The organism is Cupriavidus sp. GW823-FHT07B10 (genome assembly GCF_058794355.1).
In genome coordinates, this window is sequence record NZ_JBXAGS010000020.1 from 110,181 (window position 1) to 122,796 (window position 12,616).

Annotated in this window: 13 protein-coding genes and 1 pseudogene; 4 read left to right on the plus strand and 10 right to left on the minus strand. The window is 60.6% G+C overall.

Going from position 1 to position 12,616, the window contains the following annotated elements; translation table 11 throughout:
* Nucleotides 1–4: 4 nt before the first annotated feature.
* From AC1Q6V_RS29300 to AC1Q6V_RS29320, 5 genes are all read right to left on the minus strand, one after another.
* Entirely contained in the window at nucleotides 5–718 is a 714-nt protein-coding gene (locus AC1Q6V_RS29300) for an ABC transporter ATP-binding protein (protein ID WP_284494965.1), read from the minus strand.
* Nucleotides 712–1,506, minus strand: a complete 795-nt coding sequence (locus AC1Q6V_RS29305; RefSeq protein ID WP_284494966.1) for an ABC transporter ATP-binding protein — start codon at nucleotides 1,504–1,506, stop codon at nucleotides 712–714. The genes AC1Q6V_RS29300 and AC1Q6V_RS29305 overlap by 7 nt, the downstream gene beginning before the upstream one ends.
* Nucleotides 1,503–2,519: a branched-chain amino acid ABC transporter permease gene (locus AC1Q6V_RS29310; protein ID WP_284494967.1), complete on the minus strand. Its 1,017-nt coding sequence runs from the start codon at nucleotides 2,517–2,519 to the stop codon at nucleotides 1,503–1,505. Before AC1Q6V_RS29310 ends, AC1Q6V_RS29305 begins: the two co-directional genes overlap by 4 nt.
* Nucleotides 2,516–3,397 (minus strand): branched-chain amino acid ABC transporter permease, encoded by an 882-nt coding sequence (locus AC1Q6V_RS29315; RefSeq protein ID WP_492344612.1) that lies wholly within the window; start codon nucleotides 3,395–3,397, stop codon nucleotides 2,516–2,518. Before AC1Q6V_RS29315 ends, AC1Q6V_RS29310 begins: the two co-directional genes overlap by 4 nt.
* A 142-nt stretch (nucleotides 3,398–3,539) precedes the next feature.
* Nucleotides 3,540–4,793 carry an ABC transporter substrate-binding protein gene (locus AC1Q6V_RS29320; RefSeq protein ID WP_284494968.1) on the minus strand — a complete coding sequence of 418 codons (1,254 nt, stop codon included), beginning with the start codon at nucleotides 4,791–4,793 and terminating at the stop codon, nucleotides 3,540–3,542.
* Nucleotides 4,794–5,079: 286 nt separating this feature from the next.
* Here AC1Q6V_RS29320 and tnpA point away from each other — a divergent pair, with 286 nt between their 5' ends.
* From tnpA to AC1Q6V_RS29335, 3 genes and pseudogenes are all read left to right on the plus strand, one after another.
* Nucleotides 5,080–5,490: an IS66-like element accessory protein TnpA gene (tnpA, locus tag AC1Q6V_RS29325; RefSeq protein ID WP_284494969.1), complete on the plus strand. Its 411-nt coding sequence runs from the start codon at nucleotides 5,080–5,082 to the stop codon at nucleotides 5,488–5,490.
* Nucleotides 5,487–5,834, plus strand: coding sequence for an IS66 family insertion sequence element accessory protein TnpB (gene tnpB, locus AC1Q6V_RS29330; protein ID WP_284494970.1), 348 nt, complete (start codon nucleotides 5,487–5,489; stop codon nucleotides 5,832–5,834). The genes tnpA and tnpB overlap by 4 nt, the downstream gene beginning before the upstream one ends.
* Before the next feature lie 30 nt (nucleotides 5,835–5,864).
* Nucleotides 5,865–6,297, plus strand: a pseudogene (locus AC1Q6V_RS29335) (IS66 family transposase); the annotation flags it as partial.
* A gap of 819 nt (nucleotides 6,298–7,116) precedes the next feature.
* Here the strand turns inward: AC1Q6V_RS29335 and AC1Q6V_RS29340 are convergent.
* From AC1Q6V_RS29340 to AC1Q6V_RS29355, 4 genes are all read right to left on the minus strand, one after another.
* A complete protein-coding gene (locus AC1Q6V_RS29340) occupies nucleotides 7,117–7,905 on the minus strand; it encodes an NADPH-dependent F420 reductase (RefSeq protein WP_284494971.1) in 789 nt (262 codons plus the stop codon).
* Between the two features lie 45 nt (nucleotides 7,906–7,950).
* On the minus strand, nucleotides 7,951–8,517 hold the full coding sequence (locus tag AC1Q6V_RS29345; protein WP_284494972.1) for a tannase/feruloyl esterase family alpha/beta hydrolase: 567 nt from the start codon (nucleotides 8,515–8,517) through the stop codon (nucleotides 7,951–7,953).
* 70 nt (nucleotides 8,518–8,587) lie between these two features.
* Nucleotides 8,588–9,328 carry an NADPH-dependent F420 reductase gene (locus AC1Q6V_RS29350; protein ID WP_284494973.1) on the minus strand — a complete coding sequence of 247 codons (741 nt, stop codon included), beginning with the start codon at nucleotides 9,326–9,328 and terminating at the stop codon, nucleotides 8,588–8,590.
* A 46-nt stretch (nucleotides 9,329–9,374) separates the two neighbouring features.
* The gene (locus tag AC1Q6V_RS29355) at nucleotides 9,375–10,700 is read right to left on the minus strand and encodes an NtaA/DmoA family FMN-dependent monooxygenase (protein WP_284494974.1); all 1,326 of its coding nucleotides are present in this window, start codon (nucleotides 10,698–10,700) and stop codon (nucleotides 9,375–9,377) included.
* 127 nt (nucleotides 10,701–10,827) lie between these two features.
* On the opposite strand from AC1Q6V_RS29355, the gene AC1Q6V_RS29360 reads away from it, so the two are divergent.
* Complete coding sequence (locus AC1Q6V_RS29360; RefSeq protein WP_284494975.1) at nucleotides 10,828–11,427, plus strand: TetR/AcrR family transcriptional regulator; 600 nt, start codon at nucleotides 10,828–10,830, stop codon at nucleotides 11,425–11,427.
* A gap of 259 nt (nucleotides 11,428–11,686) precedes the next feature.
* Here AC1Q6V_RS29360 and AC1Q6V_RS29365 read toward each other — a convergent pair.
* A partial coding sequence (locus AC1Q6V_RS29365; protein ID WP_492344610.1) for an IS3 family transposase occupies nucleotides 11,687–12,616 on the minus strand: 930 nt, incomplete at its 5' end.

Consider the following 12,616-nt stretch of genomic DNA (forward strand, 5'->3'; position numbering starts at 1 on the left):
TGCACTACAGTTCCACTGCTCCGGCGATCACGCTCATCACATCCGGGCTCGCAAGCGCATTCTCGAGTGAGCCTGAATAGATGATTTCCCCTCGTTCAATGACGAAGAGTTTGTCAATGTATTCAGGCACGTGATGCAAGTTGGATTCCGCCATCACGATGGCCTTTCCGGATTGGCGGATCGCCGCGACCCCTTCCGCTACCTGCGGAATGATGGCTGGCGACAGCCCTTCGAATGGCTCGTCGAGCAGCAACAACTCCGCATCGAGAGCGAGCGCGCGTGCAATCGACACCATTTTTCGCTCACCGCCAGAGAGTTCGGCGCCGCCGCGTTTTCGATATCGCTCGAGCTTGGGGAAGATCCGGTAGGCCTCTGCGATGCGCTCGGCGGCGGAACGCCCGCGCGTGCGGGTCCAGGTCGGGAGTTCGATGTTTTCCTCAACCGTCAGGTCGGCATAGACCTCGGATTCCTCGGGCGAGAAGCCGATGCCCTGCTGCGCGACCTGCCAAGTGGCCAGCTTCGCCAGATCTTGATCATGCCACCGCAGGTGGCCCGAGACCGGGCGGAGGTAGCCCATCAGCGTCCGGAACGTGGTGGTCTTGCCGGCGCCGTTGCGCCCCAGAAGGCACACCAGCTCACCAGGCTTCACTTCAAGATTGACACCCCGCAGAATCCGGCTGCCCTGGATTTCTACGCACAGATCAACGACGTTCAGCATAGCAGCGTCTCCCCGGCGGATTGAGCCTGCTTGCTGTGCGCCGGTCCGATGACGGCCTCCAGCATGAGCGGGTCTTTGAAGAAGGCATCTGGCGTCATGTCTCCGATCACTCGCCCTTCCTGAAGCGCCACGATGCGGTGGGAGTACCTTGCGACAAGGGTCATATCATGCTCGACTTGGATGATCGTACCGACCCCTTGCAGGCGCGCCGCCTTGACGAGCAATTCCATGATGTCGTATTTGTCGGCGCTGGCCACGCCGGAGGTTGGTTCGTCCATCAGGATGGCCCTGGGACGCAACGCGAAGGCGCTTGCGATATCGAGCAGCTTCTTCTCTCCCTGGGAAAGTTCGCCGGTCGTTGTCGTCAACTTCTGAGACAACCCGAAAGTGGCCGCGACCCGCTGGACTTCGTCATCTATTTGACGGCTTTTGAAGAGCGTGGCGAACGGATTGCGCGCCTTGCCCAGCCGTGATGAAACTGCCACGGCTATCGATTCCCAGACGGAAAGGCTGGGAAAGACATTCACGAGCTGGAATGAGCGGGCCATGCCCATGGCTGCCAGCCTGACAGGGCCAATTCCGGCGATGCTCCGGCCGCTGAAATGCACGGATCCGCTCGTGGGCCTGGACAGTCCAGTCAGGACATTGACTAGCGTCGTCTTGCCTGCGCCGTTGGGACCGACAATCGAGACGAACTCAGTATCGCCAATGTTCAACGAGACGTCCCTTAACGCCTGGTACGAGCCGTAGGCCTTGGAAACATTTTGAGCACTAAGTATCATATTCATGGCTGTGCTCCTGGGTTCTTGCCGGGTCCGCGGTACTTCGAGAGGGTTCCGAGCAAGCCATCCGGAAGTGCGAGAACGAGAACCGTCAGCGTGGCGCCCAGCAGGAATCGCCAATACTGGGTTTCGGAGGCCGCGATGTCCTGGAGCAGGACGAAGATGAGCGCGCCGACGCCCGGGCCTGAGAATGTGCCGGCCCCACCAAGGACGAGCATGAAGATGAGATTTCCCGATTGGGTCCAGTACGCCAGCTCCGGGTCGGCAAGGCCGGTCGAGACTCCGAGCATAGCCCCACCAATGGAACCCAGCATGCCTGACAGGACAAAGGCGCCGAGTCGCAGGCGATACACATGCACCCCGAGATATCGCGCCTTGTTCTCGTTGTCCCGGATGGCTTGCAGATGCAGTCCGACAGGAGACTTGATCATGCGATAGGTCACCAGGACGAACACCACATACACGACCAGACAGTAGTAGTAGAACGGCCCGCTGAGAAACTGTGTGGCGCTCATGTCCCATGTCTGCCCGAGCAGCGTCGGCCGCAGCACGCGCATGCCTTGGTCGCCGCCGGTGAGGTCATAGAACTTGAACAGGAAGGAGTGCAGGAGCATCCCGATGGCCAATGTCAGTACGCCAAAAAAGATGTGGGTAAACCTCACGCACAGGGCGCCAACGATAAGCGCGATGGATGCGCCCACTCCCGAGGCAACCAGGAGAATCCACTCGAACGACAAGATTCCGTGTTGAGTCGCCACGGCCGCGCAGTAGGCACCGATCGCGAGGAACATGGCGTGTCCGAAGGACAGCATTCCTGTGTATCCGAACAGAATGTTCATTCCCAGTACTGCAATGCCGTAGGCAATCACCGGCATGAGGGTGACGGTGGCATAGGCACTCAGCAAGACCGGCGACACAGCCAAGCCCACCAGGAGAATCACCAATGGACCAACACCGCCAAGCAAGAGTGGTCGTGCCGCCGGCGTCGAGGCCGGAAGCGTCTCGGGCAACGCGCTCATACAGCCTCCTTTCCGAACAGGCCCTTGGGGCGGAACAGCAGAACGGCCACGACAACGAGATAGATGGAGAGAATCTCGACTTCAGAGGCGAACGTCACAGCGACCGTCCGCATCAGGCCGACGATGACCGCGCCTGCTACGGCTCCGGCCATGCTCCCCAGGCCGCCAATCACCACGACGGCAAAGGCGTCAACGACGAGTTCGGCCGCCATCGTCAGTGAGGCCGCCGAAGTCGGGACGATTAGCGCGCCGCCGACCGTTCCCAGGATGCAGCCTACGGTGAACACAAGTGTGAAGACTCGCGAGGCGTTCACTCCCAATGCTTCTGTCATGTCCCTGTTCTCGGCGGTAGCGCGCACGATCCGGCCGACCCGACTGCGCTTGAGTGTCAGGCCCAGTATCAGCGCAATGGCAATGCTGGCCAGAATCACGAGCAGGTTGTAGATGGGAATGCTGACGGCTTGAGTCTCAAGCGTTCCATACGCACCGTACAATGCCGTATCCATCGAGCGCGGCGCTGCTCCCCAGAAGAACCGGAACACATCCTGGAACATCAGCACTAGGCCGAACGTCAGCAGCAACTGATAGCTGGGGTCGCGCCGATAGACCGGGCGCAGCAGCAGTTCCAAGGGTGCGCCGACCAACCCGATCGCCAAGCCCGCAAGGACCAACACAGGGATCAGCAGCAGCGCTGGCAGTTGCCATTGCTGCACGATGCTAACAACAGTGATCGCGAAGAAGGCGCCAAGGGCATAGAAAGAGCCGCAAGCAAGATTGACGATCTTCTGAACACCAAATATCAACTGCAACCCGCAGGCCACGAGAAACAGTACGGCCGCCTGGAACAGGCCTGCCAGAATGAGATTCAAATATTGCACAACGGCTTTGCTCCGGGATGGAGGGGCGGACCGATAGGGATGCCCCTGTAGAAGGTGCCGCGCCAAGACCACGACGTTCTGGTGATCCGCGACGCCGTGCGCCGCGAGAAACCCGCAGCGGCGCTGCTCGGGTGGCGGAAGATCAGATGCGGAAATCAGCGCTCTTGATCCACTGCCAGTAGTCCGCGCCTGCGGGCTTTTGCAGTCTGTCGGAGAACACCACCGTGATATCCGACAGCAGCGGGTACGGATAGTCACTCTGGTGTTTGGCCAAGCCCTGGTTGAACATCTGCTCGGCAATCTTGTCAGCCCGGTATCGTCCACGTCCGCCAAAACTTTCGACTTCGGCGCCCACAATCGATTCCGCGATCTCGTCCGTCTTTGGCCACCGGCCAGTGGCTTTGGCGGCCTTCTCGACGCCAGCCTTGTAGGCCATCAGGTTGAAGTACGCACGGTCCGCCGATGAGGTCGGCACAGCCTTGTAGCGCGCCTGGTACTCCGAAACAAAGGTCTTCTGCAGCTCGGATGCCCCCGGCAAGGCAAAGAAGAAGGTGTTGTGCCCCAGCACGGTACCTTCCGGGACGAAACTGCTTCTCAGGTCATTGATCTGCCCTCCTGCCACGGTCGAGGCAATGATGGATCGCAATCCGGAGGCGGACGCCTGGCGCAGGAAGATCGGCAAGTCCGAGAGAAAGAGCGAGGTGAAGATCAGATCGGGCTTGGACGCATTCAGCGCAGCCACGTTGGTCGTGAGGTCCGTGGCGCCGACCTTGACCCACTGCTCAGATACGACCTTGGCCTTGATCCCGAACCTTTCGAGCAGCGCCTTGAACGTATCCCAGCAGTTGCGGCCATAGGAATAGTCCGGGTTGATGCCCGCCACGGTGACAAACTTGCCCTTGTAGTGCTTTATGACCATGAGTGCGGCCATCACCGCTTCGCACTCGTTGTCGGTGGAACGAAACACGAAGCGCGATTTCGGCATCGACTCCTGAACACCGTTCTGGGTCGTGCCATCCCAGCACTGCAGGAGAACGCGCTCATCCTCGGCAACAGGCGCGACGGCCAGGGTGACACCCGTGGAGATGAGGCCATGCACGGCATCGACTTTTTCCTGGAGCACGAGGTGCCGGAAGCGCTCGATGGTGTCCTTTGGTGTCGTCTCTTCCTGGACGACGAGCTCCACTCTTCTGCCCGCGATGCCGCCGGACCGATTGATGCGATCCGCCCCCCATCTCACGGCCCGGATGCTGTCCTCACCCAGAAACGCCCCGACTCCTGATCGTGGTGCGAGTAATCCAAGGCGCAGTGGCCGGCCTTGTGCGATGGCCGGAGCCCCAAGGGCCAATGCTGCACCGCCCAGTGCCCCGCGCAAAAAAGTCCGTCGATTGATCATGAGGTCTCCTGTGCCATCTGGCAAATTCTTCGAGTTGATATATGTTACTAATATGTTAGCAGAACATATCACCTTTAAGAAGATGTCCGGGATTGGTGTTTTCCCTTGCTTTGTCGCCGCCCGTCTCGACGATCCACTTCATGCAGGATGTCGCTCAACAACCTCGCCCCGCTGCCGTAGCTCAGTACTTGCATCGCCCATCAGTCGTGGTTCATGGCCAGCGAGTCGCCAGCACCGTCTTTACCATTCAGTAGAGTGGCGCCAAAGTAGTTCCCATCAAATAGTGATGGGAACTACTTTGTCACAGTCACAGGAAGTAGCAATTGCCGGCAGTCGCAAAGGCCGGCCGAACCACAGCGAGGAATTCAAGCGGCGGTTGGCAGCCGCTGCGTGTGAGCCGGGTGTCTCGGTATCGAAATTGGCGCGCGAGCACGGCATCAACGCGAACATGCTGTTCACCTGGCGCCGACACTATCGAACGGAGCAGCGCCAGGAAGCTGCGGTGTTGTTGCCGGTGACCGCTGAACACCCAAGCTCGCCACCCGGTCCGATGCCAATGAGTCCAGCCGCTGCGGTTTGCGAGCCGACGCCGCCGCACGGCGCCATTGAGATCCATTTGGGCCGAGCGGTGATTCGCATTGAAGGGGCAGTCGACGCGACCACGTTGCGTACGGTACTGGACCGTTTGACGCCATGATCGGGTTGCCGGCGGGAACACGCATCTGGATCGCCGCAGGCGTGACCGACATGCGCTGTGGATTCAACGGGCTCGCCGCGAAGGTGGAGGCGACTCTGCAGGAGAGCCCGTTCTCCGGCCATGTTTTCGTCTTCCGCGGCAGGCGCGGCAATGTCATCAAGGTGTTGTGGTCAACGGGCGATGGGCTTTGCTTGCTCTCGAAGCGCCTGGAGCGTGGACGTTTCGTCTGGCCGCAGGCCGACAGCGGCAAGATCCACCTGACGCAAGCGCAGTTGTCGATGCTGCTGGAGGGGATTAACTCGAAGCAGCCCGAGCGCACCTGGCCGCCACTGTCGGTGTTGTAAACCTTGCGGCATGTGCGTAAACTGCCGCGCATGCCAATCGACCCCAGCGACCTTCCCGACGATATTGAGGCCCTGAAGGCCTTGGTGTTGGCACAGCGGGAATCGATCGCACTCATGGAACGGGCCTTGGCGGTCCGCTCCATGGAGATCGAGCAGCTAAATCTGCAGATCTCAAAGCTGAGGCGGATGCAGTTTGGCCAGAAGTCCGAGAAGCTGGATCGACAGATTGAACAGCTCGAGAGCCGACTAGAAGATCTGCTGGCCAAGGAAGGTGCGGCCGAAACCGAAGCCGATCCGCAGGCAACCCCTCCTGTCCGGAAGAAAGCGGTACGCAAGCCGTTGCCGGAGCACTTGGAGCGGGAGGAGCGCATTCTCGAGCCCGAGACCGAAGCCTGTCCAGAGGGACATCTCGGAGCAACTCGATATCATCAGCAGTTCATTCAGGGTGATTCGGCAGGTGCGGCCTCCACCCTACCCTTGCGACCAGCTGTGCCATGATTTCGCGAGGATGCTCGTTCTGCTCGACGACATCGAACTCGCTCAGCCAGCGCACTACACCGGTCGCCGGATGCAGTGGCTTGCACCAAATCGCGCTGGGATGACGGCAGCCATTCCAGTGCATCGCCGCGCGCAACCACGCTGTAGCGTTGATCTGTGTCCGTGGCACCTTGATAACAGGCTTCTCCGGATTGAAGGCGCGAATCCCCTGGCGCAGTAGTCTCCGCTGACGCCGCGGCAGGCCTGCCCAAGAGCGGCGCAGCAGTAGACGCGTTAAGCGCTCGCTATCGTAAAGCAGTCCACTCGAATCTTCGCCGGCGGTCGTTTCCAGCATCCCGGCGCGGCGGGACTTGCATCGCCGTCTTCTTGTGGCTCGCACCGGCAAGGAGAGAAAGCGACGCCATTGGCAAATCAGGTCATCACGGCTACAGTCTTTCAGGGGCCGCGCAGCGGGGAGCTTCTGCTCAGGCTCGAATGGGGTGCGAGCTCGGATGCTTGTGGAACAAGGATCGGTAAGACCATGCTATCCCTGCACCCGAACTGTTTGTTGCGCGGCCACATACCCCGACTCCCGCACCGCACGTTCCCAATGGCCCGGCTCCAGCGTCAGACTATTCAGCAGGCGTTCGTTTGCCAAATGATCATTGCCATCGTCGCCGGAGCGATTTGCGTGGTTACGCCAGTGCGATGTTTCAGGACCTAGCTCAAAGGTATGCAGATGGCTGGCTGCGTCCTGTGGCTTAACGTCGCTGTAAAATTTGGCCGTTAACAGCTGCTCATCTCATCATCCGATCTCTTCCAACTCCAGCCTCCGATACATCTCCACGACGTCCTTGCTTGTGTATCCGAGGGTGTACTCGCCCGTTGCAAGGGACGCGAGAAAACCCTCGCCAAAGGCGTCAAGACGCTTGAGTGAGAGATCCCGCAGCTTGGGTGATCTACCCTTGACGGCCCTGCCGAGCGCCTCCATTAACTCTGGTGCAGTCAGTTCGGTGCAGTAGGCGGGCGAGCCCGGCTGCTGCCGCCAGGATTCCGCCAACGGGCCTGCGTCGATCCCGTCGAAGCCGAGATCGTTGATGAGGCCGACGACCGTCTTTTTAGCAACCGCATCGTCACCGTAAACCGACATGGCGATCCGGCCGGGCGTCCCCGCTGGCTTTCCCTCGTGCGCCTGGGTGTAGGCCAGCTGATTGTTAAACGCCTTGATGACCGGGCGCCCGATCTGCTGCTCAACCCACTGGCTTTCCACCATGCCTTCCTCGATGGCGGGGATGGTCCTGTCGCGGCCTGGGAAATAGTTCGAGGTATCGACCAGAATTACGTCGTCGGGGACGGCGTCGAACAGGTCGCTCGGCAGCGAGGGTATGGCGTGGAGCGGGATCGTGGTGACGACCACCTCGGCGTCCGTGACAACGTTCGCAACTGGCATTGCCTGCGCACCGGTTTCGCGAGCCAGATTGTCAAGCGCACTGGGATCGAAGTCGTTGGCGATACGGACAGAGTGACCTGCGGCCCCCCATTTCCTAGCGAGATTGGCTCCAATCAGGCCGGTTCCGATAATGGCTATTTTCATATGACTTTCCTTTGCTTCAACACTGTTGATTTGTGATTCAGTACGTTACCAAGCGCCGGGGGAACGCGAGGATCTGAAGTAAGCGGCCTCGGCCGAGTTAGCGGCAGGCATAACTGTCGGCTTCATTATGTCGCCCCCTACGTGGGTGACTTTCGTCGCGAGGGCGCACATCGGCAGGCTCTTCGCGACGGGCCTGTCGCTGAGAGACCTGAGCACGACATTTCCGGGCGTTACGCCGTTCTCTACCCAGCCCGTCAGCAGCGTGTAAAGCTCGGCTTTGTAGCCTCTGATGACTGGCGGATTCGCATCGGGATTGGCCGTGCCGTTCCTCGACCCATGAGCCATGCCGGGGACCAAGTAGAAGCGGTAGAAGTCATGTACGCTTGGAAGACCGCCCATCTTCGCCAACACGCGCTCGTAATAATTGACGGACCCCTGATAAGGCACCAGTTCATCGTTGATGGCTTGAACGTGGATTAGCTTGCCGCCGCGCGCCTTGAAGGCTGTCAGGTCTGGATCGTCGGTGTTGATGTCGCCAAATCGCGAGTTCAGCGCGACGCCGGCAGCGAGGGTTCTCCCGATGTGGCCAGAGCCCAGAATTCCAATTCTCATGGCTGTTCCTTTCCGTTCAAGATCGAACCGAAGAGTGGCGGCACGCGCTGCCTCCCTTCGGATTGCAAGTTCACCGCGGGGCCGTCATCTTGCGGTTGCGCGCGACAATCTGCTCATGGCTGAGGGGTGACTTCTCCTCCATGAAGCTCTTGATCAGTGCGTCACGATCAAGGGGCGCGCGAGCCTTGTCCGCTGCGGACAGCGCGCTCTGAAGATCAGTCAGCGTCAGCTCTGTGCAGTAGGCGGGCGTGCCCGGCTGCTGGCGCCAGGAGCTTGCAAGGTCTCCGGCATCCAGTGTGTCGAATCCCGTTTCATTCACAAGTTCGCGTGCGATCGACTTGGCATGTGCATCATCGCCAGCGACGGGAATCGCGATCCGGGTGGCTGTGCCCTCAGGCATGCCGCCATTGGCCAGCGTTTCGGCGAGAAGCGCGTTGAACGCCTTGACAACCGGCCGACCGAGCTGTTCGCTCGACCAGACGCTTTCCGGCTTGCCCTCATCGACCTCCGCTATGTTCCCGTCACGAAAGGGATAATAGTTGGAGGTGTCGATCACGACCACGTTGGCCGGCACGTCACCAAAGACGCTGGCGACATTGGGGATCTGCGCGAACGGAATCGAGAGGATAATCGCCTCGACGTCCTCGACCGCATCTTGCGCGGCGACCGGGATGGCGCCGATCTCGGCCGCCTTGTCGCGGATGTCATCAGGTCCTTTCGCGCCAGCCAGCTTCACCGAGTGGCCAGCTCCTGCAAGCTTTCGTGCAATTGTGCCGCCGATGTTTCCCGCGCCGATAATTCCGATCTTCATGTCATTTCCTTCCAGATGTTGGTTGCCAAATGTTGTTTGATTGCCTTCACCACGCGATGCGCGGGTCAATGCCATATTGAGCAGGAGCGCCCAGATGATCGCGCAGGGTGGCTCCTTCATAATCACGGTGGAACAGCCCGCGGTCCTGGAGGATCGGCACCACGCCTTCGACGAAGGCGCCGATCCCATCATCGTAGATGTCCGGTGACACCCAGAACCCGTCAACGGCGCCTGCCTCGAACCATTCCTGCATGTGGTCAGCGACTTCGGTGGCCGGTCCGACGATGACGGGGTGATAATCGATCACGCCGTGCGCGAGCACGTCGCAGACCGTCCAGCCTTCACGCGCGATCTTCAGGGCATGGGCCGAGCGCGGGTCGCGCGGTGATGGCCGCGCCTTGGACAACTGTTCTGACGATAGTGGCTCATCGAGCCGTGCGGGATCGAGGCGCAGGCCGAGCATCTGTCCGAGATAGGACGCGCGCTGGCGAAATGTTCGTCCGCTCAACGCGGTCCGGCGATCGAGACCTTTCCGCCGGTCGTCCGTAATCGTCGTCATGAGGCCGGCGAAGAATTTGATCTCATCCGGGTCCCGCCCGGCGCGTTCCGCCGCTGCACGGAACGCGGCGCGCTGCGCCCGCGCGTCGTCGATTGTGAACGCGGCGCCGATGACGCCATTAGCGTAGCGCCCGGCCAGATCGAGGGCGTTCGGACTGCCCCCGGCGTGGAAGACGACGGGCTGCCCCTGCTCGGAAGGAGGAATGTACAAGGGCCCGCGCGAAGCGACGAACTTGCCGCCCATATTGATGGGAGCAGCCTGTTCGGCGTTCGCGAACCGGCCGGTTGCCTTATCGTGCACCCATGCATCTTTGCCCCAACTGCCCCAAAGCGCTTGGACCAGCTGGACCGTCTCATGCGCCCGTCCGTACCGATCCGAACTGGACGGCAGGCGGCTACCGTAATTCGCCGCGACGTCCTCGCCGCTCGAGGTGACGGCGTTCCAGCCGACCCGTCCATGGCTCATGATATCCAGCGCCTTGAACTGTCGTGCGAGGTTGAACGGCTCGTTAAAGGTGGTCGATCCGGTGGCGACTAGGCCAATGCGATCGGTTTCGCGCGCGACGGCCGCCAGCGTGACCATTACGTCAAGGTTGAAGTGAGGTGGCTCATTCTCGATGTCGCCGACATGGCTCGGGCCATCCGGCAGGAACAGGAACTGGAGCTTTCCGCGCTCGGCCGCCTGGGCATGCCGCACCTTTGTGTCAAAATTCGTGTAGCTCGTGGGGTCGACCGATTCCGCGCGCCAGGCACCAGGCAGGTTGCCGTATCCGTTGCCGAGATGCATGCCGATAATCATCTGCCTGGTCATCATGTCCTCGTTCTGTGCGCAGATGCCGACTTTTCGGCAGGCTAACCAGATACCATACGGAGGCAGTCTCCGTTTCATGTTAATAATTATACGGAGAGTGTCTCCGATGCTCAAGGGGTTAAGATCAGATATGCTTCAATCGTCAACTGCACCAGTCTCACGGAGGGACGCGCAACACAACCGCGTGCGCATTCTTGACGTGGCCAGCCAAGCGTTTAGCAGTGACGGAGTCGACGTTTCGATGGATGCTATTGCCAAGCTTGCAGGGGTCGGGCCTGGGACGCTCTATCGCCATTTTCCGAGTAAAGACGCTCTACTGGCCGCGCTGCTGGCCCTTCACTATGAACGCCTGGACCGTCGGCGCGTTGAGATTGAAGCCGAAGAAGGCGATACAGGTCGCACGCTTGAGCTTTGGATCGAAGCGCTCGGGGACTGGATGCAGGCGTATGATGGGTTGCCTGAGCCTCTCAAGGCGGCTTGCCGGGTCGATTCCCCGCTGACTCCGACCTGCCGTGATGTCATCAAAACGACCGAGAGAATTCTGAAGGCGGCGCAGGACGAGGGGCTCGCACGACGGACAATGACGGGGCGCGACATCTTTCTTGGAGCCCTAGCGATAGCATGGGCGGGCGGCACAACGGCCGCAGCCGAAAGCACCTCGAACGTGCTTCGCGATGTCTTGAGGGACGGATGGATGGAACCGAAAACATCGCCGGGCGGCCGACATTAGTCGGCCTATCGGTTGGGTATCTATCCCAAGTCAACGCCAGGTATGCGGTCCAGCAAGACAATTGCGCCGTCAGGATGTCGACCGAGCGGTGGAATAATGCGCGCATACACGCTTGCACCGATTGCCGCAATTGCCAGCGGCCGGTCCTCACTGAGCGCCTTGCTGACCGTAGTAGGTGGCCTCACCGCTGTCGGTGGCACAGCTCTTTGGCCAGGATGTGGGGTTACCCCGTTTCATCGGACAGATCCGCATTGGAATTTTATGTCGATGGGTTTTCTCCTTGTGATGGGGCGGTGTAGGCCCGGTGTCGCGACGGATTCTTGACACCGTCAGATAGTTTTTCAAATTCCTGCGGTGAGCGATAGCCCAAGGCGCTGTGAAGGCGATGTAGGTTGTACCAGCCCTCGATCCAGGTGAACAATGTCTGACGGGCGTCGTCGTGCGTGACGAAGTGCGAGCGGTTCAGCAACTCGCATTCGAGCGTGGCGAAGAAGGCCTCACACATGGCGTTGTCGTAGGCGTCGCCCACTGAGCCCATGGAGGGGCGCACGCCCGCATCCCGACAGCGTTGGCCAAAGGCCACTGACGTGTATTGGCAGCCTTGGTCCGAGTGGTGAATCACTGCGCTGGGATGCCGCTGCGCCAGCGCCATGTCCAGCGCTTGCAGCATCAGTGCGGTGCGCAGATGACTACCCATGGCCCAGCCGACGATGCGCCGGCTGTACACGTCCAGGACGACAGCCAGATAGTAAAAGCCGGCAGCGGTTGGAATGTACGTCGCATCGGCGACCCATAGCTGATTGGGCGCATCGGCACAGAAGTGGCGCTGCACCAGATCAGGCGCGGGTCTGCTTGTTGGCGCGCGGTGGGTGGTGCAAATGAAGCGCGGCCGGCAAGCCCCGCGCAGGCCGGCCTCACGCATCAGACGCGCCACGCGCTTGCGCCCGACGTGGACGCCTCGGCGCAGCAGCGTGGCATGCACTCGTGGCATCCCATAGGTACCCTGCGAGCGGGCGTGAATCTCACGGATTTGCGCGAGCAACAGCTTGTCACTCACGGTATGAGCGCTCGGACCCCGTTTCATCCACGCATGGAAGCCGCTGCGCGAGACCTTAAGCAGCCGCGCCATGGTGGAAAGTGGATAACGGGCCTGATTTGCCTTCATGAATTCGAACCCTTGTCGGGTAGC